At 58.5% G+C, this 25,138-nt stretch carries 19 protein-coding genes, 1 tRNA gene, 2 pseudogenes, 1 riboswitch and 1 other annotated feature; of the genes and pseudogenes, 7 read left to right on the forward strand and 15 right to left on the reverse strand.

Annotated elements, in window-relative coordinates; genetic code table 11:
* Positions 1-478: 478 nt before the first annotated feature.
* Positions 479-769, forward strand: coding sequence for a hypothetical protein (locus ACEN9Q_RS05235; RefSeq protein WP_495627595.1), 291 nt, complete (start codon positions 479-481; stop codon positions 767-769).
* An 881-nt stretch (positions 770-1,650) separates the two neighbouring features.
* On the opposite strand, the gene ACEN9Q_RS05240 is transcribed toward ACEN9Q_RS05235, so the two are convergent.
* The 6 genes from ACEN9Q_RS05240 to ACEN9Q_RS05265 form a co-directional block, all read right to left on the reverse strand.
* A complete protein-coding gene (locus ACEN9Q_RS05240) occupies positions 1,651-1,908 on the reverse strand; it encodes a hypothetical protein (protein ID WP_495627596.1) in 258 nt (85 codons plus the stop codon).
* Positions 1,909-2,063: 155 nt separating this feature from the next.
* On the reverse strand, positions 2,064-5,003 hold the full coding sequence (locus ACEN9Q_RS05245; RefSeq protein WP_495627597.1) for a M16 family metallopeptidase: 2,940 nt from the start codon (positions 5,001-5,003) through the stop codon (positions 2,064-2,066).
* Between the two features lie 1,715 nt (positions 5,004-6,718).
* Positions 6,719-7,144 (reverse strand): hypothetical protein, encoded by a 426-nt coding sequence (locus tag ACEN9Q_RS05250; protein ID WP_495627598.1) that lies wholly within the window; start codon positions 7,142-7,144, stop codon positions 6,719-6,721.
* Positions 7,145-7,246: 102 nt separating this feature from the next.
* Entirely contained in the window at positions 7,247-9,013 is a 1,767-nt protein-coding gene (locus tag ACEN9Q_RS05255; RefSeq protein ID WP_495627599.1) for a hypothetical protein, read from the reverse strand.
* Positions 9,014-9,035: 22 nt separating this feature from the next.
* Positions 9,036-9,971, reverse strand: coding sequence for a UDP-glucuronic acid decarboxylase family protein (locus ACEN9Q_RS05260; RefSeq protein ID WP_495627600.1), 936 nt, complete (start codon positions 9,969-9,971; stop codon positions 9,036-9,038).
* Between the two features lie 14 nt (positions 9,972-9,985).
* On the reverse strand, positions 9,986-10,879 hold the full coding sequence (locus ACEN9Q_RS05265) for a glycosyltransferase family protein (RefSeq protein WP_495627601.1): 894 nt from the start codon (positions 10,877-10,879) through the stop codon (positions 9,986-9,988).
* Positions 10,880-11,400: 521 nt separating this feature from the next.
* On the opposite strand from ACEN9Q_RS05265, the gene ACEN9Q_RS05270 reads away from it, so the two are divergent.
* The 4 genes and pseudogenes from ACEN9Q_RS05270 to ACEN9Q_RS05285 form a co-directional block, all read left to right on the forward strand.
* Positions 11,401-13,311, forward strand: coding sequence for a glycosyltransferase family protein (locus tag ACEN9Q_RS05270; RefSeq protein ID WP_495627602.1), 1,911 nt, complete (start codon positions 11,401-11,403; stop codon positions 13,309-13,311).
* Between the two features lie 141 nt (positions 13,312-13,452).
* Positions 13,453-14,478 (forward strand): annotated as a pseudogene (locus ACEN9Q_RS05275) (IS3 family transposase); the annotation flags it as partial.
* Positions 13,731-13,847, forward strand: a sequence feature (AL1L pseudoknot). (Overlaps the previous pseudogene by 117 nt.)
* A gap of 186 nt (positions 14,479-14,664) precedes the next feature.
* Entirely contained in the window at positions 14,665-15,726 is a 1,062-nt protein-coding gene (locus ACEN9Q_RS05280) for an IS110 family RNA-guided transposase (protein ID WP_495627603.1), read from the forward strand.
* A 12-nt stretch (positions 15,727-15,738) separates the two neighbouring features.
* Positions 15,739-15,954, forward strand: a pseudogene (locus tag ACEN9Q_RS05285) (integrase core domain-containing protein); the annotation flags it as partial.
* Positions 15,955-16,430: 476 nt separating this feature from the next.
* Here the strand turns inward: ACEN9Q_RS05285 and ACEN9Q_RS05290 are convergent.
* The 9 genes from ACEN9Q_RS05290 to ACEN9Q_RS05330 all read right to left on the reverse strand — a co-directional run bounded on the left by ACEN9Q_RS05290 (position 16,431) and on the right by ACEN9Q_RS05330 (position 22,923).
* Positions 16,431-16,506, reverse strand: a tRNA-Lys gene (locus ACEN9Q_RS05290).
* Positions 16,507-16,552: 46 nt separating this feature from the next.
* On the reverse strand, positions 16,553-17,314 hold the full coding sequence (ybgF, locus tag ACEN9Q_RS05295; protein WP_495627604.1) for a tol-pal system protein YbgF: 762 nt from the start codon (positions 17,312-17,314) through the stop codon (positions 16,553-16,555).
* A 124-nt stretch (positions 17,315-17,438) separates the two neighbouring features.
* Complete coding sequence (pal, locus tag ACEN9Q_RS05300) at positions 17,439-17,966, reverse strand: peptidoglycan-associated lipoprotein Pal (RefSeq protein WP_056447518.1); 528 nt, start codon at positions 17,964-17,966, stop codon at positions 17,439-17,441.
* Positions 17,967-17,990: 24 nt separating this feature from the next.
* Positions 17,991-19,256: a Tol-Pal system beta propeller repeat protein TolB gene (tolB, locus tag ACEN9Q_RS05305; protein ID WP_056447521.1), complete on the reverse strand. Its 1,266-nt coding sequence runs from the start codon at positions 19,254-19,256 to the stop codon at positions 17,991-17,993.
* Between the two features lie 34 nt (positions 19,257-19,290).
* Positions 19,291-20,280, reverse strand: a complete 990-nt coding sequence (tolA, locus tag ACEN9Q_RS05310) for a cell envelope integrity protein TolA (RefSeq protein ID WP_495627605.1) — start codon at positions 20,278-20,280, stop codon at positions 19,291-19,293.
* A gap of 10 nt (positions 20,281-20,290) precedes the next feature.
* The gene (locus ACEN9Q_RS05315) at positions 20,291-20,719 is read right to left on the reverse strand and encodes a biopolymer transporter ExbD (protein ID WP_056447525.1); all 429 of its coding nucleotides are present in this window, start codon (positions 20,717-20,719) and stop codon (positions 20,291-20,293) included.
* Between the two features lie 20 nt (positions 20,720-20,739).
* Complete coding sequence (gene tolQ / locus ACEN9Q_RS05320) at positions 20,740-21,423, reverse strand: protein TolQ (protein WP_056447527.1); 684 nt, start codon at positions 21,421-21,423, stop codon at positions 20,740-20,742.
* 27 nt (positions 21,424-21,450) lie between these two features.
* Complete coding sequence (gene ybgC, locus ACEN9Q_RS05325; RefSeq protein ID WP_056447529.1) at positions 21,451-21,855, reverse strand: tol-pal system-associated acyl-CoA thioesterase; 405 nt, start codon at positions 21,853-21,855, stop codon at positions 21,451-21,453.
* A 318-nt stretch (positions 21,856-22,173) separates the two neighbouring features.
* Entirely contained in the window at positions 22,174-22,923 is a 750-nt protein-coding gene (locus tag ACEN9Q_RS05330) for an SDR family NAD(P)-dependent oxidoreductase (RefSeq protein ID WP_056447531.1), read from the reverse strand.
* 144 nt (positions 22,924-23,067) lie between these two features.
* Positions 23,068-23,203, forward strand: a riboswitch (ZMP/ZTP riboswitch).
* Positions 23,204-23,303: 100 nt separating this feature from the next.
* Between ACEN9Q_RS05330 and glyA the strand changes: the two genes are divergently transcribed.
* Complete coding sequence (glyA, locus tag ACEN9Q_RS05335; protein ID WP_056447533.1) at positions 23,304-24,551, forward strand: serine hydroxymethyltransferase; 1,248 nt, start codon at positions 23,304-23,306, stop codon at positions 24,549-24,551.
* 70 nt (positions 24,552-24,621) lie between these two features.
* Positions 24,622-25,080, forward strand: a complete 459-nt coding sequence (gene nrdR / locus ACEN9Q_RS05340) for a transcriptional regulator NrdR (RefSeq protein ID WP_056447535.1) — start codon at positions 24,622-24,624, stop codon at positions 25,078-25,080.
* The last annotated feature ends 58 nt before the right edge of the window (positions 25,081-25,138 follow it).

Here is a 25,138-nt window from a genome sequence, read left to right on the forward strand (position 1 = left end):
TTTTATTTTCCCGCGGCATTTGCTTCGGTAAAACGCACTGGTTTGATAATTCGATATAAATGTCGCTCGCAAATATGTATAAAATTCACGCGCCACATTGACTAGGTCGTAATACGGAAATTTAGGCTGGAATGCGGATCGTGGTATGTTTCGAGGGCTACTTATGCTGTGTCCCAACTTGGACGGCCGTCAGTAGACATTGGAACCCTGTTCCATTTTCTTCTTGATTGGCATCACAGCTGCGCGTTGCGGGCAGCTGGCTTCGGCTCGAATGGGGGCATGCATGAGTGGCTGGTCCTTCAACATGAGTCTACTTTTTGAAATAGCAGTAAACCTCACAAATTATCACATTAAGATGCGCGGAAACCATCATTGCATGGATTGGTTTCAATCGATACGGATGAGATGTTTGTATTGCATTAGTAATTTCCAAATGTTATATTTTCTTGCCATCACGTTTTTCGCCCGCTAGGGGTCGATGGTGTTCATATTTTCAGAAATTTTCTCTTGGAGTAGTTATATGTATGCATTGACGCTTGACGAAATTGAGTGTGTAAGTGGTGCTGAGATCACCGAAACGCAATGTGTTGCCGGCTTCACGTTGTATGGTGGGCTCGTTGGCGCGATTGCTGGAGGACTTGGCGGCGCTGCTGCATCGGCCGGCACTTTTAGTGGAGCGGGCGCATGGGCGGGCTTTCAGGGTGGAGGTATGGCCGGCGGCGTGGTTGGCGGTTTGGTATGTGCTCCCTTACTTAGCTATTTCGCCTAAGCTCTGATTAGACGGGTAATTTTGGGAGGGGCTGTTATAATTACGACCCCTCTCACGAAGAAGAGTATGAAAAATAAAATTATGAAGACGTCAATATTTCTTGTGTGCATTCTAGCCTTGCTGTCGTTGGCGCGACTTTCGCATAACACAATGGTCGAGCGTATACTTACTGTTTCAGCCGGTCTTCTTGCGATTGTTGGGGTCCTCGGGCTGTTGGGTTGATCAACAAAAGCACAGACGAGATCAACTTGAATATCCAAGTCTGTTGAGTAGGGGGGGCTCGAATACCCACTGCTGTTGTTAGAAGTAGCTAAAAAGACAAGCGAAATCTGTCGAGTCGCGCGAAAAATGAGCTTGGCCACGCTCGATTTTCCGCCGCGCGCTGCCGCTTTTGGAGTCGCGGACGGATTTCTGGCGTCAAAACGCCTCGACTCGCCCCTTCTTCAGGTAGCAAGGTCGCCGCAAATTGTGTGCGGCAGCTTTCCAATTCAGGTGCAGCGTCGCGCGCGCCAGTCCGATGCTGCTCAGTTGAATATAACATCTGCAACCAGTTTCCTATTAGCCATATTGTGTCCCGTCACCTTGTGGTATTTGTCAGACTCTTTCTTCTGAATTGTGCCTGCTTTTGCTGGTGCAATCGAGGCAATGCGGAAAGGATATGAGATTTGGAAGCCGAAGCAACTGCGTTGATCGGATTCTCACCTTGGCACTTCTGTGCCGGCCATGAGTTGGCCCGGCGATTTATGCTGCGTCAAAGTGCCACCGATGCTTGTTGGATAGTCCGCCCACAATGACCAGCGATTCCATGACGTCGCAACCATCCTTTTGGCCCATCGTGAGCGAATGCTGCCGCAATCGGACCGTCCCAATTTCGTCAGGTATCAAAAGCGCGTGATTGCAAACTCGATTACACGGTGCCCAATCGGGATCGCAAGTACCACTTCGTTGCTCGACACGGAGAGGATACCCACAGCTCCAATCAACGTATTATCGTCACCAACTTGAAAGGCATGCAGGAATCCTTGCAGAAGCGTACCTGCTTTGCGAGCGACGAGGACGACAGACGTATCGAAAAGGCTTAGCTTGATTTGTTTGCGCGGTCCGCAAGCTGTTACATATTCTTCCTTTTGCTCGCCCATCCAATTCTAGGATTACGTTCGCCTAGCTTTTGCGAATTTTGGTAATTCAGCGTTATTATTCCATCGGTGATTACTCGACAAAAGTCCTGAGCACCACGCTGATCTTTTGACAGTGAGAAGCCGGCTCCTATCAAAGGAAGCCGGCTGTTTTCAGATCAGTGGATAGAAGCGCTTTTCGCGTCAGCCGAGCCAGTGGGATTCAGCACCACTTCAATGTAGTTTTTCTTATCCAAGTAGCGTTGCGCGGCGCGCTGCACGTCGGCTACCGAGAGCTTCTCGATCTCATCCGTAATCGTCAGCAGGCGTGCCGGATCGGTGCCGTCCAGCAAGGACGACTGCAGGTGGTCGAGCCAGTAATTGTTTTCACGCTGCCATTGGCGGTAACCTTGGCGCCAGTTGGCCTTGACCTTGTCGAGTTCAGCCTCCGTCGGACCGTGCGCCTTGAGGTCGTCGATCTCGCCGAATACTGCCGCAACCAGCTTTTCTAGCTTGTCCGGGCCGGTCGGCATCTGCATGCCAATTTGGTAGTGCTCGTAAGGAATACGCTCGACGGTGCCGCGAGCCTGACCGCCGTAGATCAGGCCATCTTTCTCGCGGAGCACGGAAAACACCCGCAGGTTCATCACCTCGGTCAGCGCACTCATGCGCAGCGACTCGGCCGGCGACCACTTGGCGGGCCCGGAGAACGTCAACGACAGGACGCTCTTCGGCTCGGTTCCCGCCAGCACTTCCTTCTTGATAACACCCCTCGATTCCCGCAGTCCCACGTCGCGGAAGTTCAGCGGCAGGTCCGGCGTGGGCAGCGTGCCGAGGTAGGCCGCGACCAGGGGCTTGATCGCCGCTACGTCGAAGTCCCCGACCAGGACGAACGTCAGGCCCTTGGCACTGGCGAAGCGCTGGCGGTACAGCGCGATGCTGCGGTCGAGATTGATCTTGGCGACGTCGGCCGGAACGAACGAGCGCGGCTCATATGGATGGCCGCCATAGATCGCGTCGACAATCGCGTCGCCAAAACGCGCCTCGGGCGAGACGGTACGGTTGCGCACCAGTTCCGTCACGCTGTTCCTGATCGCGTTGTACACGTTCTCGTCGCGGCGCACGCCGTCGAAGCGTAGCCACAGCATCTGGAACATCGCCTCCAGGTCTTCCCGGCTGCTGCCCGATTGGCCGTTGATCTCGTCCGTGTAGGTGCCGAGGTTGACGCCGGCGGCGGCGTTGCGCCCGTTGAGGATCTTCTGCATGTCGAGCTGGTTGTAGTCGCGCACGCCCATCGCAGTGGCCAGCGAGCTCGCCAGGCGCGCATTCGGCATGTCTTGGGCGTCGAACTGCGTCTGGCCGCCGTAGCGCTTGGCGCCAAGCAACACCTGGTCCTTGCGGAAGTCGCTCGGTTTCAGGATCACCTTGACGCCGTTCGACAGCGTCAGCCGGGTCAGTCCCAGCTTCTTGTCCAGGCTTTCGGCGACGATGGTACCGGGCTTGGCCGGGCGCTCCATCAGGTGCGTCGGCAGTGCTTTTTCTTCTCGTTTCGCGACTTGTGCCTGCTCACCTTTCGTCACCTCGGCCACCAGCTCCTGCTCGGTCGGCGCCGGCGCCGCCTTGGTCCCGCCGATGAATGTCACCAGCTTGCCTGCGTCCGCCGCGAAGGCCTTGCGGGCCGCGGCGTTGACGTCTTCCAGGCTGATCGTCGGCAGCAGCGCCTGGGCCAGACGGTATTCCGCTTCGACGCCCGGGATGCTTTCGTTGGCCAGAAAGTTGCGCTGGTATTCGGCCGCATAAGCGGCCGAGTCGGTCGTATTGCGTTCGTTGTAACCGTGTTCCAACCCGGTCAGGATGTCCTTCCGTGCGCGCTCCAGTTCGGGCATCGTGAAGCCATACTGGCGCACGCGCTGCAGTTCCTGCTGCAGCGCCGCGAGCGCCGGCGCTTGACCGCCCGCGCCGAGCACCGCGCCCAGCTCGAATGCCTTGTAGCGCGCGGTGAGCGGATCGTTGCCGCCGTTCCCGAACATGAACGGCGGATTGGGTTGCTGCGCCAGTTCCGCCAGGTGCAGATTCAACATGAGCGTGTACAGGTTTTCAATCGTCTTGTCGCGGTAGCTCCCATAGGTGCCGAGATTCGGCTCGAGGCGCGGCGAAAAGTTCAGGCCGACCCTGTTCACGGGCATTTCGGCATCGGCGAACACGAAGGCGTCGGTACCCTTGCGTGCCGGGATGTCCGAATAATTGCGCGGCCGCTCGCCGGCCGGATTCTGCAGTCCCAGGAAGTGCATTTTGATCTGGCGCTCGGCGTTGCCCGGATCGATGTCGCCGACCACGATCACAGCCATCAGATCGGGACGGTACCAGTCGTGGTAGAAACGGCGTACGGTGTCCGGGCTCGCCGTGCGGATCACGTCTTCCTTGCCGATCGGGATTCGCGACGCGTAGCGCGAATTGTTGTATGCCTTCGGCAGCAGCGCCAGTTGCACGCGTTGCACGACGCCCTTGTGACTGCGCGCTTCCTCGAGGATGATGGCGCGCTCCTTGTCGACGGCTTCGGGACTCAACAATATGCCATGGGCCCAGTCCTCGAGCATCGTGAACGCCGTGTCGACGTTTTCCTTGCGGTCAGTGGGGACGGGCAGCATATAAACCGTCTCGTCCGGGCCGGTATAGGCGTTGAGGTCGGCACCAACTTTCAGGCCGATCGATTGCAGGTACGAGACCAGATCCTGCTGCTTGAAGTGGGTCGAACCGTTGAACGCCAGGTGTTCGAGCATGTGCGCGAGGCCCTGCTGGTCGTCTTCTTCGAGCACCGAACCCGCTTTCACCACGAGGCGCAGTTCGAGCTTGTGCTCAGGCTTACCGTTGCGCTGGATGTAGTACGTCAAGCCGTTCGGCAGCTTTCCGACCTTGACCTGGGGGCCGACCGGGATGGGTGCGTTCAGGTCGATGGCGCTTGCCGGCGGAATGGTTGTCAGGATAGCGGCCGTGAGCAGTGCAGTGCGGAAGAGACGTGACATTAAAATTTCCAAGTAGAAAAAAGACGATTCGCAGAGGATAACAAGCAAAATGACCAGATAAACACGCACATTGTCACGATGTGGCGAGCCCAGCATTCTTTTACGCACAAGGTGCCGGGCCGAGGGGTCGGCAGGGCACCAAGGGTGGGCGGATAACGAGCGAAAACCGGCGATGTCGGGAAGTCCACTGTGCGCGGAAAATTGGTGCGCAAGCCAGCCTCAGTTTGTCTTCTCCCGCGCGGCAGTTTTTCTCAGGCAGTGGTTGTCAGAATGGCATGAATCGAAATCTGCGTTGACCGCCGCGATGCACGAAAAAGAGCGCTTGCGGTGCAGTGCGGCGACTGCACGTCGAGGTCGACTCGTCAGTCGTCAAGTTCGATTTCGCGAAAGACTATCCCAATGCTTGAGTCTGGTGCATCAGGTGCGGATGGGCGTATTTAGGATAAGGAAAGCAATCAACCATAAGAAATAACGCGACCTGACGTTCGTGGCCACTGCCTGCAAGCAAATAAATGTTCGCTCGCAGGCGGTGGAGCGCGCCGAAGCCGGCGCGCCTCGCATCAGGTACGATTTCGCGAAAGACCGTTCCAATGCCTAAGGCCAAGGCATTGCCGCGACAAGCCAACGCCTTGACGATGTGGAAAATGCATCAACTCCAGATAGGATAGAGTACAACCGGAATAGGGTCGCCGGGCCGGTCGGGAACGGGTATGGCGAAGGCAACGGAAATGGCGAGGCTACGGGGACGTGCCGATCCAAGGATAGGGTCCCGCCACGGACCTTTGTTCGTATCGGGGATATTTTCTTGGCCTGAGGCGGTTGTTGGTACTACACGACAGGCAGTGACGATAAAAATTTCTTTGTGCGCCATCCTGCACGACAACGAGACCGCGTTTGCAGGATGGCGGTGCGTATCGACCAAGGCTTCTCGGGCATTAAGTAGAGTTTCGCAAGATGCGATCGCGATATTTCAAACCCGGAGCATTGTCGCCAAAGGCCGACGCTATGATGCTACAGCGAGGGCATCAACCAAAAGGATTCGGGTACATAGGCCCAGGGTACGGGTTATACGGGTCCGTAGGCCATGAGATAGTGGGATAGATGGGCGGCATAACGACGTCGCCGCCAGATACCAGTTCGATTTGATCGATTTCAAGTTCTTTCATTATTTTCTCCAATTAAATTTTAAGGCGAGTGTCAGTCGCCTCGAAGGCTTCCTTTATACGGCTCTGCCGCAAATCGGAAATATTTTTGACCTGAATCGATGAAGCAGGTCACAAAATTCTCGTTGTGTCGTACGAGGCGTGTCCCGATTAACCGTGGCGCGCTCGGCTGGATATATTTTGCCCAACCAATTGTATTCGCTTCGTGTAATTCACAATTTTGCGCATCCTTCCCTCATGTGGACCTCCGCAATTCAGACAAGGTTTCCGATGTAGCCGGGAAACGTGTTGCCTGGGAAGACGTTTGTCAACTGACATCATTTGTATAATGGTAATAATATTATTTGGCAGAGATTGCCTGATGTCAAGACAGATGTCGATTATTTTTAAATGGAAGTTTTATGCGGGCTGTTTGGGGCAATGTCGCAAAAATATTGGGTCGGCGAATTCGTGAGAAAGGATTTCCGGTTTTCGTGTGAATTATCACGCGTCCGGACAGGCTTTGTTCGGGTTCCTCGGTTCGGTCGTATCTATCCGGCCGCCATACGAAAAGTCGGCGTATGGTGTTCTTGCCGATGAATATAGACTGACCTTGGAGGTGGCTGTACACCGTCTTGATCGTGCGGATGTCGATTATCGGAAATCGCCTTAAGTAACGTTAGCCCGTTTAAAACCTCTGGAGGTCCTGAGCATCAGCCGCTTTCGTTCGCGTTTTACGTAGTAAACCGCTCGGTGGGTGCGCAGAAAATCCTTGAACGCCTTCCTGGCTTCCTGGTTGGAGGGATACGCGAAAAACACCAGCATGAGCAGCGCGATCTTCCCTTCCTTGAATTCCCAGAAATGACTGGGGAAGAGGCCGAAACGATCGGCGATTCTCACGCTGTCCTTGTTGCCGCCAGCCCAGCACACGAAGCCGACCGGGTCTTTCTTGGCGTTGCGAAGAATCGTCAGCGTGCCGGCGTAAGCCGCATGACGGATGCGGCCGAGCAATAGCGGATCGATGGAAATGTTCATACCGCCCAACATTTCAATTGCAGCGGAGAACTCAAGTGGATTTGGATGAGACAGATTCATATCAGTTGTCTACTTGTGTGGGCCGAAGGTGTCGCCGGTGTGCTGGTGATGCCTTCGGCCGTTCTGGCTTCATGTCGCCGGAGGATGAAGGCCGATTCGTTCTTATACTTGGGTGCAAGACATGTTTTCGATGCTCGTAAGGACTTCCCCAAGAGCTTGCAGATAGAAGCCCAGGTCGAACGTCCCGCTCAACTGCAGGTCCGGATAATTTGCGGTGACAAAGCTGAGGCAATCCTCGTAGCGCTCGAACGTGCAGTCGCAATTTCCCGCCAATGTGTAGCGATGCAGTGTCTCGTCGTAAGCGATTCGAACATTTCCGGTTTGCGCGATGACGATCTGGCCAGTAGAGGCGGTGTCGAAAATCCATTTGGACTGGTCGACGCAATCCTGGATGTAGTGCCCAAGTTCGTCCAGACGTTTTTCGTACGCCATTGTGTGGAGTTGCGACGCGATCCGGCCGCGATAAAAGTAGGCCGAAAGATATGCCCAGCGCAGCGCTTTGATGGCGCATGCAATGTAACAATTTCGAACCCTGTCGGGACCTGGTGACTTGAGTCGTTGCAACGCGGCCGAGCGTAGCACGTCTTTAAAGGCGACAAGAACATCGTGTGCCTTGTCGGGCGTGGTTCGCAGCAGTTCGCTGAACCTTTGCAACGTGTTCTCGCTGTTCGCCAAACCGAGGTAGGACAACCTCATGAAGGCGATGACTGGATCGTCCGGATCATGTCGTGCGGGTAGATCCGCGAGCGGCGCTTTACTCTTCCGAACCACGGCATCGTAAGCTGCCGCGAACGCTTTACCGTCGTCACTTTCGGCAATATTTTCGAGATGTGTCTCTGGAAGACCCAGCACCGACAGGGAATAATATGCAAAGCAGTTTACGAATACTCGGTCAAAGTAGCGCACAAGAGGTTCGATATTGAACTGAGCGCCGCTGCATTTCCCGTAAACGTAAAGCAACTGTCTGACAGACTCCATGACAACGTGGGGTTCGTCAAAGAAAGTCGTTTGCCCGCGGAAGTTCTTTCCGCCGCTGAGGAAGCGAGCCTCTGTCAAGTCGAGCCAACGGCCGTCCAGACAGATGTTCGAAGGCGTCAGGCCGCCATGTGCGATGCGTGCCGCTCGGGCGAAGGCAAACTGTTTTGCCGACGCGAGAATGAAGCGACCGGCGAACTGGATAAAGTGGTTATCGCTGTCAAATTTGGTCTTGAGCTGGCGATACACCGAGCGGATCCGCATCGGTTCGCGTTTCAACGAAGACGTTTTCGGCGGCGTGAAGTTCTCCGCGTGCATCAAGTGAGCCGGCCTCAACACGAGCTCGCGCACAAGGAGCGCGCCGGGAGCCGGTGACAGTTCAGTCTCTTCGGTGCCCCAGCCAAACAGCTGAAAAGCCCCGGTATCCGACGTGCGAATGAGACCGTAGATCTTGGCGCAACCCATCGGGAGGACGTGACCCAACACCGTCGAATAAATAGCCTCGTAGGCGGCGTCAACGATATTCAACGAGCCGTACGAATGCCATACTGACTTGCCGCCCGCCAACGGATTGGGGCCGTTGCCCTTGAGCTGGAATTTTCCGTAGTTGCCTGCGCGGCCACCTCCTCCGTTGTCTCCCACTCCGGGCCCGCCGTACCGCTCGGCCAAAAAGATCCGGCTGTCGCTTTCGTCCAGTTCGCCCTCGCCAAAGCAGCTGTTGGCTTTTGACATATAGGCGAAGTAGCGAGCGAAACTGGCTTCCGACAAGCCTTTGTCCAGCAGGTTTTCCAGATCGGAGGTTGCCTCATCGTTGAGCCAGACGGTCCGAGCATCGCGGATTCGGAGGCATTCGAATTCAACCAGATTGTCTTTAAAGTCGTTAATATCGAGCATAAGCGTGTGCAGGATCGTTTTTCTACTTCAAGGTATGTTTGAAGTAAGCGATGGTCTCTTTCAGTCCATCCTCGAGTCGAACTCTAGGCTTCCAGCCCAGCATCTCACTGGCTGCGGTAATGTCGGGCTGGCGCCGTTGTGGATCGTCAGCAGGCAGGGGACGAAACGCCAGCTTCGACGTGGATCCGGTCAGCGTGAGGATCAATTCCGCGAGTTCCCGCATCGAGACCTCTTGCGGATTTCCGACATTGAATGGACCGGTGATATGGTCGTTCGTTTCCATCATCGCGACCATTGCGTCGATCAGGTCATCCACATAACAGAAACTGCGGGTCTGCTCGCCATCGCCGTACAACGTGATGTCCTCGCCCCGTAGTGCCTGGACGATGAAATTGCTGACCACGCGCCCATCGTTGGGATGCATGCGGGGACCATAGGTATTGAAAATACGGATGACCTTGATGTTGACGTTGTGCTGGCGTTGGTAGTCGAAGAACAGGGTCTCCGCGCAGCGCTTCCCCTCGTCGTAGCAGGATCGAATCCCGATCGGATTGACGCGGCCGAGATAATCCTCGCGCTGCGGATGGACCTCCGGGTCGCCATACACCTCGCTTGTCGACGCCTGCAGGATGCGCGCTTTTACGCGTTTCGCAAGACCCAGCATATTGATGGCGCCGTGCACGCTGGTTTTCGTCGTCTGGACTGGATCGTACTGGTAGTGGACCGGGCTGGCGGGGCAAGCCAGGTTATAGATCTTGTCTACCTCGACGTACAGCGGAAAAGTGACGTCATGCCGCATCAGTTCGAATGCGGGGTTGCCGATCAGGTGTGCGATATTCGTCTTGCTGCCAGTAAAGAAGTTATCGACGCAAAGCACGTCCGCGCCGCTGGTGACCAGGCGGTCGCACAAATGACTGCCGAGAAAACCGGCGCCGCCGGTAACGACGATTTTTTCCATATTGTTCAGGTATGTCAGACGGACGAGTGATCGTCTCGATTAAAGACGGCGGGAGGAATATCGGAGCGTCGATAAAAGTTCCACAACTCCTTGTAGGGCAGTTCTTCACCCAGGTTCTCGCGGCCTTGTGTAAGTCCGGCCCAATGCACGAGAAAAACCGGGGCGTCGTAAGGGGAGGACAGCTTTCCGCCTTCGACCCGCGCATCAGGTATGCCTCCCCAGAATTCCAGTGCAGCGGAGGGCATCAACCCGCGGTCGCGCAGCACTAGCAGGCTCGTGTAGGCGTAACCGGAAGTGACGACGAGGTAATTCAGGAAGGGCTGTTCCATGCAGAACAACTCCATGTGGTCCTTGAGCTTCAGTGCACCATTGGCTTTTGCAACGCAATGCTTCATCGGCAACAGTCCACGCCAGCTCGCGAAAAAGCCGGTATTGGTCGCAAACTCGGTCTGCGGAGGCGTGAGCATGTGGGTTTCGTAAATGCTGTCCTTCCATACGAACTGCCTGATATTCGCGAGATTGGAATGCGACGCGACGTATTGGGCATACTTCAGGCCATCAAAAGCGAAGTCGACCGAGTCGATCACGACGGTATCGACGTCGATATAGATGAACGAATCGAAAATTCCCTCCCATGCCACCAGTTTCCTGTAGGTGCCGAGTACCGAGTCGTGAAATTTTTCGCTGATTGCGTCGCACTCCGCCAGTAGATCGACGTTGTCGAAAACCGAGAATGAATAGGTGTCCTGGAGCGCGGCTATCCTGTCAAACGCGTCGTTGTAAGGGATGAGGCACAAGGGGATGGTGGGATTGTGCGTTCGGAAGCTCCGCAGGAAGGCGACGACCTGCTCGAAGACGGTGTTATTGGCAAGAAAATATACGCCGCGAGTTGGTTTGTGTTCGTTCATCGATGTTTTATGAATTCTTGAAAAGCGGACTCCGTCTGTTTTAATGACGGCCGTGATTCGGCGAAGTATAGCGCGCCTTAGTGCTCTCGTGGCAACTCCTTTTTATGAATCGAAATATATTTTTTGAGGCGTGAGATATTTCGCGGTGAATTGATATAAACATTTCTATCGGATTCTCACTTGCTCTGATGAAGGTGATAATGTGTGCGCTTCCGGGAAATTCGTCGTGCGTAAATGGTAGAAGCCAAATTCGTGGCCCTTAAGTAGGAAATGCACAGATTTTGATGCATCGGCAAATGCGCTACCGGCGACCCATTCGCCGGGGGCGCTCTGCAAGGGTCGTGTAGATGCGTTATTTTTCACGAAAAATCACAGTCGTCGGCAAACGGCTAGATTTTTATCTTTGTTTCAATTTTATAAGAAAACTAATGCACCATTACTGCCGCTTCTTGACTCGCTGAACGAATGGGCGTACGCTCCACCGCCTGATGCTGCATGACTGGCCACAAACGAAAATCTAAATGAATTTATCGCTCGACCCGCGAATATTGGCGGACCGTCCGTTGTCGGTAGAATGTGATCTCAAGGAACGAATAAATCGTGAAACGGCTTTGGCCGCTATCGACCATTTTCCTCGATTGAATGGCGGCATTGCTTTGTGTCTGACGGTCTATAACGAGACTGCCGACGCACTGCATTCTTCTTTCGTCGGACTGGCAGATAGCGTTCGTTTTTTGCGTTACGCATGCCCTGGCATACCGGTGTCCATATGTGTTCTGGTCGATGGCCTTGCAAAATGCTCGTCCTCCATGCGCGTTGTTCTGGACCGTTTTGCCGGTCCTGGTTTCTTTTCACATAGCGGATCTCAGGATCTGGCTTGCCTGCACACACGGTTCGATTTTTCCGATTTGTCGGTGTTCGAGGTGGCGGGTTGCGAATTCACTCCGGATCGGGACGGGCCGAAAAGCGATACACATGGGTTCCGTGAATTCGAGCGTGGCGCACGCAGACCAGGTGAATCGACCACCGCGGTCCAATTGCTCATTGCCGTCAAACAGGAAAATCGCGGGAAGCTGGATTCGCACTGGTGGTTTTATCGGATTTTTTGCCGGCATCTCAACCCTGCATATTGTTTCCAGATGGACGTTGGCACAATGCCGATGGAGCAGGCCCTGCACGCAATGACGGCGGCATTTCAGAGGGATCCACGTCTCGGGGCGGTTGCCAGCAGCATCATGCCTCCGCCGCCTGCCGGGCCATCGGACCTGCTCCATTGTTGGCAGTACGTTTCTTTTGCAAATTCGACGCTTCTGGATTGGCCTGCCGAGAATGCGGTCGGCTATCTGAGCGTCGTACCCGGGCAGTTGAGTGCCATTCGATGGGAGGCGATCAGTGGACGCGCGATCGATGGTGCGCAAGAAGAGGGATGGGATCCGCTTGCCGTGTACTTCAAGGGCCTGGGAGCCCTGACTCCGTACGAATCCATGTTGTATGCCGCGGAGGACCGCGTACTTTGCCGGGAGATCGTGAGTGATCCTCAGGTCGACTGGACGATTTCGCATGTCGACCGTGCGATGGCGGTCACCGACCCGTGCAATTCCTGGGATGAACTGTTGCGGCAGCGGAAGCGCTGGAGCAATGGGTACATGGCCTGTCGTGTCAACTTCATCAAGAAGTTGCCGGGGTTTATTGCGAACCCGACAGTCTCGATGCAGCGAAAAATTCGCTCGGCTTCGGCAGGAATCTACCACTCGGTCATGCTCGTCAACGACTGGCTGGCGGTTGCGATGTCCATTTTGCTTCTGCACGCCGTGACCGGACATGCTTCCTCGCTGGTTTCACGGTCACCCTGGGCGGCGAGCGGGTTGCGGGCATCGTTTTGGGCTGCGATGTGCGCATTGCTCGCGCAGCTCTTCATTTGCTACCGAGGCAGCCTGTCGGCACGCAGCCTTGCCTTTTTTCGATTTTCCGTCGCCCTTCAAGGGAGTGTCTTCGCCATATCGCTTTGCGTGAGCTTGCTGGTCGGCAGAGCGATCGAGTTGATGCTGACGACGGCTTTTGTCGTCGCAGCCTTGCCCCTGGCGTCATTGATGGGGCATCGCCGGCAAATCCGCGCGCTCCTCACAAGCGTCCCTATCGTAGTCATTACGGGTTATTTCGTTACGTCCCTGATGTGGATGTACGCGGTTTGTAATGCACATGACAGCAGTTGGGGAACCAAAGGACTTGTTTCCGTCTCTACGGATGACCGAAGAGAGGGGGCTGGAGCGAAGGCCGGCAACGCGTCGTTTCGAAGATTCAGGACCGCCTACGTTTCGACATGGGTCGTAATTAACCTGTGCTTCGTGTATGTCTTTGACGCGTGGTTTGGCTCGGATCGGCTTGGGGCGGTAATCGGTCTACAGTTGATGAACGCAGTCGTTAATTTGTAGAGCATCGACAGACTGCTCATTGGCACGGGACGGACGACCACTAGCGGGAGCGCCGGCCTGTCGCGGCTCCCAGCGGCGCTGCACGGTGGACTGAACCGCCCCGGATTTTGTGGAGGCTCCATTCTTTGAGAAAATGGAGTCATGAAGAAGCAACCCAAGTCTTCCCCCGAAGTCATCGAGCGCGCTGTGCGCATTGTCAGCGAGGCCGCCAGCGAGGACAGCTCGCAGAGGGCAGCGATCGAATCCATCGCAGCCAAGATCGGCTGCACACCTGAAACGCTTCGCCGCTGGGTGCGCCAGCAGGAGCGCGATACCGGTCAGCGTCCAGGGCCGACCACTGCCGAAGAGGAGCGCATCAAGGCGCTGGAGCGCGAAGTGCGTGAGCTGCGCAAGGCCAACGAGATCCTGCGTCTGGCGAGTGCGTTTTTCGCCCAGGCGGAGCTCGACCGCCGCTTCAAATCGTGAGGAAGTTCGTCGACCAGTATCGCCATGCCTACGGTGTCGAGCCGATCTGCAGGGTGATGCAGGTCGCGCCGTCGGGCTACTGGCGTTACGCGGCGCAGCAGCGCAATCCGGCGTTGCGCGCGAGTCTAGCGCGACGACGTGCTGAGCGTCGACATCGAGCGGGTCTGGCAAGCGAACCTGCAGGTCTACGGGGCCGATAAAGTGTGGCGCCAGCTGCGGCGTGAGGGAACCGCAGTGGCCCGCTGCACAGTAGAGCGCTTGATGCGCAAGGCTGGCCTGCGTGGCGTCATGCTTGGCAAGGTTGTGCGCACGACGGTTGCTGATGCAAAGGCGCCGTGTCCGCTTGATCGGGTCAACCGTCAATTCAAGGCACAGCGGCCAAACCAGCTGTGGGTCAGCGATTTTACGTACGTCTCGACCTGGCAGGGTTTCGTCTATGTCGCTTTCGTGATCGACGTTTTCGCCCGGCGCATTGTCGGCTGGCGCGTCAGCAATTCGATGCGGACCGGCTTTGTCCTCGACGCCCTGGAGCAGGCGCTGTACGCTCGTCAGCCCGAACGAAACGAGCTGGTTCACCATAGCGACAGAGGCTCGCAATATGTGTCGATAAAGTACAGCGAACGCTTGGCAGAAGCCGGCATCGAGCCGTCCGTGGGAAGCAAGGGCGACAGTTACGATACTCAGTCTACGATGAGCTTGAACGCCTGCCGAATCTGACCCGAGCTACGATTGGCCGGATGCCTTTGCGTTGACCTGTCGATTGGCCAGTGCGTTCCCCGAGCGTTGCCGGGCCTGGTCTGGTGACCTAATAGGAGCTTTGAACCTTCACCTTAAGTGTCCTGTCCAGAGACTGGGATTGGCAATGCGCCCACTTTGACAGGAGCGCAAATGGACAAACAACAGATTCAGAATGAAGTGATCCTGGGCGTGGACACGCACTTGGATCTGCATGTTGGAGCGGTCATCAACAGCGCCGGAAAACTGCTTGGAACCTTTACGACGGCAACTAACGCTGGCGGATATCTACAGCTCATAGCCTGGGCGCGTTCGCTTGGGTGCCTTCGTCGTGCTGGCGTCGAGGGAACCGGAACCTATGGTGCTGGCCTTGCTCGCGTTCTGCGCGAGCAAGGAGTCGAGGTTCTGGAGGTGAATCGTCCAGATCGCAGTAGACGGCGCTTGAAAGGGAAGTCTGACCCAACAGACGCGGAAAGTGCGGCGCGCTCTGTTCTGTCGGGGCAGGCGACAGCTATCCCAAAATCGCAAAGCGGCGTTGCAGAGGCGATGCGTACCTTGTCAGTGGCCAGGCGCAGCGCTGTCAAAGCCAAGACTCAGGCAATCAATCAACTACGGGCGATACTCGTCAGCGCTCCGCAAGAAGTCCGTGATCGCCTCTGGAAAACTAAGGCTGAGCAATGTGTTTCTGCCTGCATCGATCTCGACCCGCTCGGTACCACGACGCTGCTGAAAACACTGACTACAACGCTACGTCTCTTGGCGAAGCGCTGGGAGCTGTTGGCAGCAGAGCTCAAGGTGCTTGATGCGGAACTGGAAAAGCTGACGAGCCGGTTTGCGCCGTGTCTTCGCGGCCAATTCGGTGTCGGACCTCTCACTGCAGCTACGTTGATTGTTACTGCTGGCGATAATCCTGAGCGTTTGCACAGCGAGGCGGCGCTCGCTGCGCTCTGCGGCGTAAATCCACTGCCCGCCTCGTCAGGCAAGACGACACGTCATCGGTTGAATCGCGGCGGGAACCGTCAAGCGAACAACGAGCTCTGGACCATCGCAATGGTTCGAATGCGGAGCGAGCCGCGCACTCGTGCCTACGTAGATAAACGATCGGTGCAAGGGCTGTCGAACAAAGAAATCCATCGCTGCGTGAAGAGGTACGTAGTAAGGGAGCTGTATGCGTGCATCTTGGCGGACTTGAAGTCGACGGCGACAATTCCTTGACATAGGAGCGTCAACGCCTTGGCCGAAACCATCAATGGGCTCTGCAAGGCCGAGCTGATCCACCGCCGAACTCCATGGAAAACACGCGAGGCTGTCGAACTGGCCACGCTGGAATGGGTTTCATGGTTCAACCATCATCGCCTGCCTGAACCACTCGGCTATATACCGCCGGCAGAAGCTGAGGCAAACTATTACGCGCAACTGAGCAGTCGAGCCGTCCCGGCTTGACTCACACTAACCGGCCTCCACGAAAGCCGGGGCGGTTCAGGATGGCATCCGCGCTTATTGCTGACGGCGTCGTCAGAGCATCGGCGAGACATCACGCGGTTTGCGATCGCGACAGGGCTTCGACAAGGTAACGTGATCAATCTTCGTTGGTAGCAGGGCGATCGCAAGCGTCGTACGGCCTGGATCGCGGCCGTTGAGGCAAAGGGCGGTGAGGATATCCACGTTCGCTGGGCCGGCTGGCTGATCCAGAACGGCATGCCGCGTACGAGCCGCAGGAGATGGGCGGCTGGAAGTCGGCCGCGATCGTGCGGCGGTACGCGCGTGTGGCGCCGGCACATAGGGCGCGGAACACGGCCGTTGTGGGCAGATTGCTGCGCGTCACAAGTACGGCGCGGTAGGTAAAAGAGCGGACCGCCGTGGACACAAAAAAAGGCGTTACGATCACTCGTAACGCCTTGATTTGCTACTGCCAATTCTGGTAGGCCGTGCGGGGCTCGAACCTGCGACCAACGGATTAAAAGTCCGCTGCTCTACCAACTGAGCTAACGACCCGAAAGAAGCAAGATTATAGGCGCGAACCGCGGTCGTGTCAAACGACCTAGCGCAGCGCGGCCAGCCTGTCCTTGGCCGCCTGTGCCGCCGCGGAGTCCGGGAACTTCGACACGAGCTGCTGCAAGGCCTTCTTGGCGTTCTTCTTGTCCTTGAGTTCGGTGTAGCTGGAGGCGATGTTGAGCATGGCGTCCGGCGCCTTGGCGCTCGTGCCGTAGTTGGCGACGACGGCTTCCTGGGCGGTGATCGCGTTCTTGTAGTCGCGCTGGGCGTAATACGCGTTGCCGAGCCAGTACTGGGCGTTGGCGGCGTAGGCCGAGTCGGGGAAGCGGCGGACGAATTCCTGCAGGGCGCCGGCGGCCGCCTTGTAGTCGCCCGACTTGAACAGGTCCATCGCGGCGTCGTAGGATTTCTTTTCGGTCGGCAGCACTTCGGCGGTCTGGCCGTCGATGGTTTCCTGGTGCGGTTCGAGTTTCCTGACGCGCGCGTCGAGGTCGGCGTACAGGTCTTTCTGGTTCTTCTGGGCGGTGGCGATTTCGTTGGCGAGGACTTCGACCTGGCCGCGCAGGCGCGAGATTTCCTGCATGGTCTGTTCGTGCTGGTTCAGCATGTCGACGCTGATCGATTTGTCGGCCTTGGTGTCGACGCGGGCATTGAGGTCGCGTGTCAGTGCGTCGACCTTGGCCCGCAGGTCCAGGATCGCCCGGCGCGCTTCATCGTCGTCGAGCAGGCCGGCGTTCGCCTGCAGGGGCAGCCAGGCAGTCAGGGCGAGGGCGACGGCCGCGAGGTGGCACTTGGACAGTTTGATCATCTTTGACTCTTTCTAAACCGGTGAAAACTTGGGAATCCAAACGGAAACGGGGCGGGATGCAGTCTGCACCGCATCCCGCCCCGCTGTCAATGTACTGTACTAGACAGCCGCGACAGCGTTCCGCTTATTGATAGACGATGTCGGCGCGGCGGTTTTCAGCCCAGGCAGCTTCGTCGTGGCCGGTTGCTTTCGGCTTTTCCTTGCCCAGCGAAACAGCTTCCATCTGGCTGTCCGACACGCCCAGGGCAGCCATCGACTTGCGCACGGCTTCGGCACGCTTCTGGCCCAGGGCCAGGTTGTACTCGGTGCCGCCGCGTTCGTCGGTGTTGCCTTGGATCAGGACTTTACGCTGCTTGTTCTTGGTCAGGTAAGCCGAGTGGTTTTCGACGACCGGCTTGCCGTCGTCGCGGACGACGTAGCTGTCGAAGTCGAAGTACACGCTGCGGTTCGCCAGAACGCCTTTCGGGTCGTTCAGCGGATCGACATTGCCGGTCTCGACCGGACGGATTTCACGGGTGTCGGCAGCCGGCGGGGTTGCCTGGGCGACCGGCTTTTCTTCAACTTTCGGGGCTTCCTGCAGCTTGGTCGACGAGCATGCCGACAGCAGGGCCGCGGCAGCAACGATGAACGCTACACTTTTTGCATTACGCATGGTTTTTCTCCTGGTCAAAAAATTTTACTTCATAAACGGGCCCCAGCTGGGCTCCCGAATGTTTCCCGCTTGGGTGGTCAAGCGTTGCTTGACGCGCCCGTCGACCGACACCACGGCAAGCGCGGTACGGCCGCCACCCCTGGTCGCATACATGATGTATTTGCCGTTCGGCGAAAAACTCGGTTCGGTGGCCCCATCGGCCAAGCGCTGTTCCTGGCCGGAAGCCAGGTCCATCGCATACAGAGAAAAACCCCCATCGCGTTGCGAAATCCACGCCAGCGTCTTGCCGTCCGGGGATAAACGAGGGCTGATATTGTAGTTGCCATTGAACGTGACGCGGGTCGCCTGCCCGCCGTTCACGTTCATTTTGTAGATTTGCGGACCGCCGCTGCGGTCGCTGGTGAAATAAATGGTCTGGCCGTCGGCCGCGAAGCGCGGCTCGGTATCGATGCCATTGCTATTCGACACGCGGCGCAGGCCGCTGCCGTCGGCGTTCACGACCCAGACCTGCGTATTGCCGGTCTTCGAGAGCGCGAGGGCCAGCCGGGTGCCGTCCGGCGACCAGGCCGGCGCCGAATTATTGCCCTTTTCGTTGGCGATGACGGTGCGCTGGCCCGTCACCAGGTTCTGCACGTAGATCACCGGCTTGCGCAGTTCGAACGACACGTAGGCGACCTTGGTGCCGTCGGGCGACCACGACGGCGAGATGATCGGTTCGCGGCCGTGGGCGGCGACCTGTTCGCCTTCGCCGTCCGCATCCGCCACGACGAGCTTGTAGTCGTGCGCGGCCGGGTCCTGCTTGACGTACGTGATGCGGGTCGAGAAGATGCCGCGCACGCCGGTCAGCTTTTCGTAGACGTCGTCGGCGATGCGGTGCGCCTCCAGGCGCGTATTGCGCGCGGTGACTGCATCCGACAGTTGCGACAGCTGCGCCTGTTTGACGGTGTCGAGCAGTTTATAGCGCACCTGGAAGCGGCCGTCCGCGAGGCGCTGCACGGAGCCCACGACGAGTGCGTCGGCACCGCTGGCCTTGAACGCGGCCAGGTCGACGTTGGCGGTATCGGAAATGGGCTGGTGCGCGTCGATCACCCTGAACACGCCGCTGCGCTCGAGGTCGGCGCGGATGATCGCGGAGACTTGTTCGGGCGCCACCGATTCATCGGCGAACGCCGCGACTGCGACCGGGATCTGGTTGCTGCCCACACCGGCGATTTCGACTTTCAGCTGGGCATGTGCGGCCACGCCCATCAGGAGGGAGGCCGAAAACAGCAGGGTATGTAGTTTCTTCATGTTTCTCTCAGCAATGGTTAAGGTCGGAACGCGATCACTGCAGGTCCTTCATATGGAACTCGATCACGAGGGAACGCTCTACCGTACCATCTTTCTTCTTGGGCAGTGGGGACGATTTGGTGATGCCTTTTTCGACGGCGTCGTCGAATGAAGGCACGCCACTGCTCTTGATCTTTCTGACCGAAATGATCTCGCCGGTCGGCAGCTGTTCGACGCGGAACGTCGCCGTCGGATTGCCCGGTTCATCGAGGCTGCCCGCATACGACGTATTGCCCTTCACCTTGGCCGTGATGGCCGCGGAATAACCCTTGTCGCTGCGCGGCGCCGTCGATTTCTCGGCCGTGCCGGTACTCGTCGGCGTGCCCGCGGCGCCCGTGATGCGGCGCATCTCGTCGGCGCGCGCGGCGTCCAGTTTCTTCTGTTCGGCGGCGGCCTTTTTCTTCTTGTCGGCTTCCTCTTTCTTTTTCTTTTCCGCTTCGTCTTTTTTCTTCTTCTCGGCTTCTTTCTTTTCGGCGTCGGCCTGTGCTTTCTTCTCGGCCTGCTCGCGTTCCTTCTTCTCGGCCAGCGCCTTCGCTTTCTTTTCGTCCGCGCGCTTTTGCTCGGCGCGCTTTTGCTCAAGTTCGCGCTCCTGGCGCTCGTCTTCGAGCTGCTGGCGTTTCAATTCTTCCTTGCGCTTCTTCTCGCGTTGGAGGGCGATGTCCGGCTGCTTTGGCTGCGGCTGTTCGACGGCGGGCGGCGGCTCCACGGCTTTCGGCGTGGGCTGGGGCGGCGGCGTTTCCGGTTCCGGCTCCGGTGCGGGCGGCGGGGGCGGCGGGGCGGCGGTCTGCGTCGTCACGTCCCAGATTTCCGCCTCGACGGCGACGGGCGCGTTGTTCTGCCAGCGGATGCCGATCCACAGGAAGGCCAGCAACAGGGCGTGCACGCCCACCGCCAGGCCGATGGCCGGCCAGCGGTTCGGTTCAGGCGGCACGTGGTAAGGCGCGCCGTTGCCGTTGCCGAGGCTGTTCTGCTTCGTTGCTGACATCAGTTCTTCTTCACTTCGTGGCCAGTCCGACGCGGGTGATGCCCATCTTCTTGGCTTCGGAAATCAGCTGGATCACGTCGTCGTATTTGCTGTCGCGGTCGCCGGCTATCAAGACCGGATAATCCGGATGCTCGGCGTGGATGTCGCGCAGGCGCGTGACGAGCGTCGAGCGGCTCGACACGTCTTCCAGCGGTTGCGGATTCTTGCCGGTGATGCCGATCTGCAGCTGGCCCTTGTCCTTGACCGCGATCTGGATATAGTCGTCCGGCGGCTGCGTGGAGCGCTCGGCGCTGGGCAGCTTGATCTCGCTCGGGTTCTGCGTCGGCGGCACCGCCATGAAAATGATGAGCAGCACCAGCATCACGTCGATGTACGGCACGACGTTGATCTCGGACTTGAGCTTGCGACGGTTGCCCCGCAGACTGCTGTTGAAGGCCATGTCGACTCCTCTTGCGGCGATCAGCGCGACTGACGCTGCAGGATGTTCGAAAATTCCTCGACGAAGCTTTCGAAGCGGATCGCGAGGCGGTCGATGTCGTGGGTGAAGCGGTTGTACGCCACGACGGCCGGAATGGCCGCGAACAGGCCGATGGCGGTGGCGATCAGCGCTTCGGCGATGCCGGGCGCGACCGTGGCCAGCGTTGCCTGTTGCACGTTCGCCAGGCCGCGGAACGCGTTCATGATGCCCCACACGGTGCCCAGCAGGCCGATGTACGGCGAGACGGAGCCGACGGAGGCCAGGAAGTTCAGGTGCGTGTCCATCTGGTCCAGCTCGCGGTGGAAGGCGGCGCGCATCGCGCGGCGGGCGCCATCCAGCACGGCGCCCATGTCGAGTGCGTCGCGCGAGGCCTGCTTGCCCTTGATGAACTCGCCCATGCCCGCCTCGAAGATGCGGGCCAGCGGGCCGCTCTGGTCGCGCTGGCTGCTGGCGCTCTGGTGCAGCGTGTGCAGGTTGCCGCCGGCCCAGAAGCTGCGCTCGAACTGCTCGGTCTGGCGACGCGCGGCGCGGATCGCGAACAGTTTGCGGAAGATATACGTCCAGCTGGTGAGGGAAACCGCGAACAGCAGGGCCATGAGCAACTGCACCACCACGTGGGCATGGCGGATCAGTTCAATGAATGAGAGGTCTTGGACTGCGTTCATTGGATATATGTTTGGTCAAATGAATTGTCAGGCGGCACGCATTTTAGCAGCGGCGGGGGCGGGAAGGGAACGGGGGCGCAGCGTTGAGGCGTCGACGCAACCGACTTTCACGTCGGCGCTGGAGAGCAATGTGTCGCCGCGCCAGGCCTGCTGGGCGAATTGCACGGAGGCGCGGCCGAGCTTTTCCACGCTCAAGGTCAGTTTCACTTCATCGTCCAGGCGCGCGGACGCAAGATAATCGACGCTGGCGCTGCGCACGACGAAGATCGCGCCTTCCTGGTCGCGCAAGGTGTGCTGATCGATGCCGAGCGAACGCAGCCATTCGGTGCGCGCACGTTCGTAGAACTTCAGGTAATTGGCGTAGAACACGATGCCGCCGGCGTCCGTATCTTCGTAATAGACCCGAACCGTCCAGGTGAAAACTGAAGGCATTTCAGCTGCCATAAATGAAAATGGGAAACATTTTACGCCATTTTTACCCGCCATATGTGCGTCAGAATACATATACACGGGTATAAGCGGCTGACGGCCCGGTGGCTGAGCCGTCGAAACAGGGTATGAGATACCAATGGCTCATGCCAAGCCAGCAACTGTAACACTTTTCCACTATGGGTGGCGCCGTTGTTACAAAGAGAAAACAATTCGTTCGCCGCTCGGCCGATCGCTGCTGTATCAAGCCGATAATTCGGGGTCAGAGCCCGGTTTTGAGCAATTGCTTGAAAAGGGGGCGCGGTTTTCCGGCCCGGTGTTTCAGCCCGGGTTGCGCTTGATGGTGAGCGGGCCGTAACCCTGGCAGGTCGGCATCATTTCGATCTGGTTGATGTTGACGTGCGGCGGCAGCGAAGCGACCCAGTAGGCGGTCGCGGCAATGTCCTCGGCGGTCAGCGGCTGCGTGCCTTCGTAGACTTTCGCGGCGGCCGCGTCGTCCCGCAGGCGCACGTTCGAGAATTCCGTCCCGCCGCACAGGCCCGGCGCCAGGTTGGTGGCGCGCACGCCGGTGCCGACGAGGTCGGCGCGCAGGTTCAGCGTGAACTGTTCGACGAACGCCTTGGTGGCGCCGTACACGTTCCCGCCCGGATAAGGCGTGCGGCCGGCAACGGAGCCGATGTTGATGACGAGGCCGCTGCCGCGCTCGACCATCGCCGGCAGCAGGGCGTGCGTCATCGTGACGAGGCCCTTGATGTTCGTGGCGATCATCGTTTCCCAGTCTTCCAGCGGCACTTCATGCGCCGGCTTCGTGTTCAGGGCCAGGCCGGCATTGTTGATCAGCACGTCGATCTGGCGCCAGGACTGCGGCAGCATCGACAGCGCTTCCTCGATCGACGCCTTGTCGGTCACGTCCATCGCGATCGGCAGGGCCGATTCTCCCAGCTCCCTGGCCAGGGCATCGAGGCGGTCCTTGCGGCGCGCCGCCAGCACCACCTGGTGGCCGTTCTTGACGAAAGTGCGCGCCATGGCGGCGCCGAATCCGGCCGATGCGCCGGTGATGAAAACGATCATGATGGTTGCCTGGCTGGGTGGTAACTGCAGGATTGTAGCCGAAATGACCATGCGGAGCAGCGGCCATCCCAGAGTTGCCAGGGCGGCATCGGTTTCCTTGCTTACCAGCGGCACAATCCCGTACAATCGGGAGTTCCATTTACATACATCTCACGTAACTGGCGAAAACCGTGCGCTGCCGTCCGATCAGGAGCGATCGGCCTGCCGGTGCGTGGCGAAGGTGGGCACCCACCGGGGAACGTGAGATTTATTTCACTTGCCGTTCGCCTGGGCAGCCACCGACTGGTACGCGTCTGTATCGCGGCTGCCTTGCGTTCTCCGGCTCCCGCCCCATTCAGCGCTGACCGTTGCCTGGTTCTCTTATCGATTGGAGTTTTTTCATGTTTGCAAAAGATCATACGCTCGCCAAGGTTGACCCGGATCTGTGGGATGCGATTCAGAAGGAAAACAAGCGCCAGCAGGACCACATCGAGCTGATCGCATCCGAAAACTACACGTCGCCGGCCGTGATGCAGGCCCAGGGCTCGCAGCTGACCAACAAGTACGCCGAAGGCTATCCGGGCAAGCGCTACTACGGCGGCTGCGAATACGTCGACGTCGCCGAGCAACTGGCGATCGATCGCGTCAAGCAGCTGTTCGGCGCCGAAGCCGCGAACGTGCAGCCGAATTCGGGCTCGCAGGCGAACCAGGGCGTGTTCTTCGCGATGCTCAAGCCGGGCGACACGATCATGGGCATGTCGCTGGCCGAAGGCGGCCACCTGACCCACGGCATGGCGCTGAACATGTCGGGCAAGTGGTTCAACGTGATCTCCTACGGCCTGACCGAGCAGGAAGACATCGACTACGAGCAGATGGAACGCCTGGCCCGCGAGCACAAGCCGAAGCTGATCATCGCCGGCGCGTCCGCGTTCGCCCTGCGCATCGACTTCGAACGCTTCGCCCGCATCGCCAAGGAAGTCGGCGCCTACTTCATGGTCGACATGGCCCACTACGCCGGCCTGATCGCCGCCGGCGAATACCCGAACCCGGTGCCGCACGCCGACTTCGTCACGTCGACGACGCACAAATCGCTGCGCGGCCCGCGCGGCGGCATCATCCTGATGAAGGCCGAGCACGAGAAGGCCATCAACTCGGCCATCTTCCCGGGCATCCAGGGCGGTCCGCTGATGCACGTGATCGCCGGCAAAGCGGTCGCCTTCAAGGAAGCGCTGACGCCGGAATTCAAGGCCTACCAGCAGCAGGTCGTCAAGAACGCCAAGGCACTTGCCGACACGCTGACCGCACGCGGCCTGCGCATCGTCTCGGGCCGTACCGAGTCGCACGTGATGCTCGTCGACCTGCGTTCGAAAGGCCTGACCGGCAAGGAAGCGGAAGCCATCCTGGGCCAGGCACACATGACCTGCAACAAGAACGGCATCCCGAACGACCCGCAGAAGCCGTTCGTGACCTCGGGCATCCGCCTGGGCAGCCCGGCGTTCACGACGCGCGGCTTCAAGGAAGAGGACGCCGTCAAGGTCGGCAACCTGATCGCCGACGTGCTGGACAACCCGCACGACGCCGCGACCATCGACCGCGTCAAGGCCGAAGTCAAGCAACTGACCGACAAATACCCGGTCTACGAAGCGTAAGTAAAACGGTCCCGGTACGCCCCCGCGGCGTGCCGGGATGTCCAGCAGTATTTCCAGCAGTAGCCGGCCCATGAAATGTCCGTTCTGTCAGCATGACGACACCCAGGTCCTCGATACCCGCGTATCCGAGGAAGGCGACGCCATCCGGCGCCGGCGCCGCTGCGCCCAGTGCGACAAGCGCTTCACCACCTACGAACGCATCGAGCTCTCGATGCCGTTCATCGTCAAGAAGAACGGCAGCCGCACCGAATTCGACTCCTCCAAGCTGCGCGGCAGCCTCATGCTGGCCCTGCGCAAGCGCCCCGTCGCGGCCGAGGCGATCGACCGCGCCGTCGCGTCGATCGAGGAAAAACTCCTCACCAGCGGGCGGCGCGAAGTCGATACCGGCCATGTCGGCGAACTGGTGATGCAGGAACTCAAGCGCCTCGACAAGATCGCCTACATCCGCTTCGCGTCCGTCTACAAGAACTTCGAAGATCTCGCCGAGTTCCAGGAAGCGATTGCCGAAGTCGGCCAGCCGCGCAAATAATCGCGCAAACGCGCGCGTCCTTTTTCCCCGTTTTTAGTTGCATCTTCACGGTTGAGCC

The sequence above is a fragment of the Massilia sp. Masssp93 genome, from assembly GCF_059491295.1.

Coding starts and splice junctions, on each gene's coding strand:
- ACEN9Q_RS05255 (WP_495627599.1), bottom strand. CDS start 9,013: ATGCTCGATATTAACGACTTTAAAGACAATCTGGTTGAATTCGAATGC.
- ybgF (WP_495627604.1), bottom strand. CDS start 17,314: ATGATCAAACTGTCCAAGTGCCACCTCGCGGCCGTCGCCCTCGCCCTG.
- ACEN9Q_RS05250 (WP_495627598.1), bottom strand. CDS start 7,144: ATGAATCTGTCTCATCCAAATCCACTTGAGTTCTCCGCTGCAATTGAA.
- tolQ (WP_056447527.1), bottom strand. CDS start 21,423: ATGAACGCAGTCCAAGACCTCTCATTCATTGAACTGATCCGCCATGCC.
- ACEN9Q_RS05240 (WP_495627596.1), bottom strand. CDS start 1,908: ATGGGCGAGCAAAAGGAAGAATATGTAACAGCTTGCGGACCGCGCAAA.
- tolB (WP_056447521.1), bottom strand. CDS start 19,256: ATGAAGAAACTACATACCCTGCTGTTTTCGGCCTCCCTCCTGATGGGC.
- ybgC (WP_056447529.1), bottom strand. CDS start 21,855: ATGCCTTCAGTTTTCACCTGGACGGTTCGGGTCTATTACGAAGATACG.
- ACEN9Q_RS05330 (WP_056447531.1), bottom strand. CDS start 22,923: ATGATCGTTTTCATCACCGGCGCATCGGCCGGATTCGGCGCCGCCATG.
- ACEN9Q_RS05260 (WP_495627600.1), bottom strand. CDS start 9,971: ATGGAAAAAATCGTCGTTACCGGCGGCGCCGGTTTTCTCGGCAGTCAT.
- nrdR (WP_056447535.1), top strand. CDS start 24,622: ATGAAATGTCCGTTCTGTCAGCATGACGACACCCAGGTCCTCGATACC.
- ACEN9Q_RS05235 (WP_495627595.1), top strand. CDS start 479: ATGGTGTTCATATTTTCAGAAATTTTCTCTTGGAGTAGTTATATGTAT.
- pal (WP_056447518.1), bottom strand. CDS start 17,966: ATGCGTAATGCAAAAAGTGTAGCGTTCATCGTTGCTGCCGCGGCCCTG.
- ACEN9Q_RS05265 (WP_495627601.1), bottom strand. CDS start 10,879: ATGAACGAACACAAACCAACTCGCGGCGTATATTTTCTTGCCAATAAC.
- ACEN9Q_RS05315 (WP_056447525.1), bottom strand. CDS start 20,719: ATGGCCTTCAACAGCAGTCTGCGGGGCAACCGTCGCAAGCTCAAGTCC.
- ACEN9Q_RS05270 (WP_495627602.1), top strand. CDS start 11,401: ATGAATTTATCGCTCGACCCGCGAATATTGGCGGACCGTCCGTTGTCG.
- ACEN9Q_RS05245 (WP_495627597.1), bottom strand. CDS start 5,003: ATGCTGGGCTCGCCACATCGTGACAATGTGCGTGTTTATCTGGTCATT.
- tolA (WP_495627605.1), bottom strand. CDS start 20,280: ATGTCAGCAACGAAGCAGAACAGCCTCGGCAACGGCAACGGCGCGCCT.
- glyA (WP_056447533.1), top strand. CDS start 23,304: ATGTTTGCAAAAGATCATACGCTCGCCAAGGTTGACCCGGATCTGTGG.
- ACEN9Q_RS05280 (WP_495627603.1), top strand. CDS start 14,665: ATGGACAAACAACAGATTCAGAATGAAGTGATCCTGGGCGTGGACACG.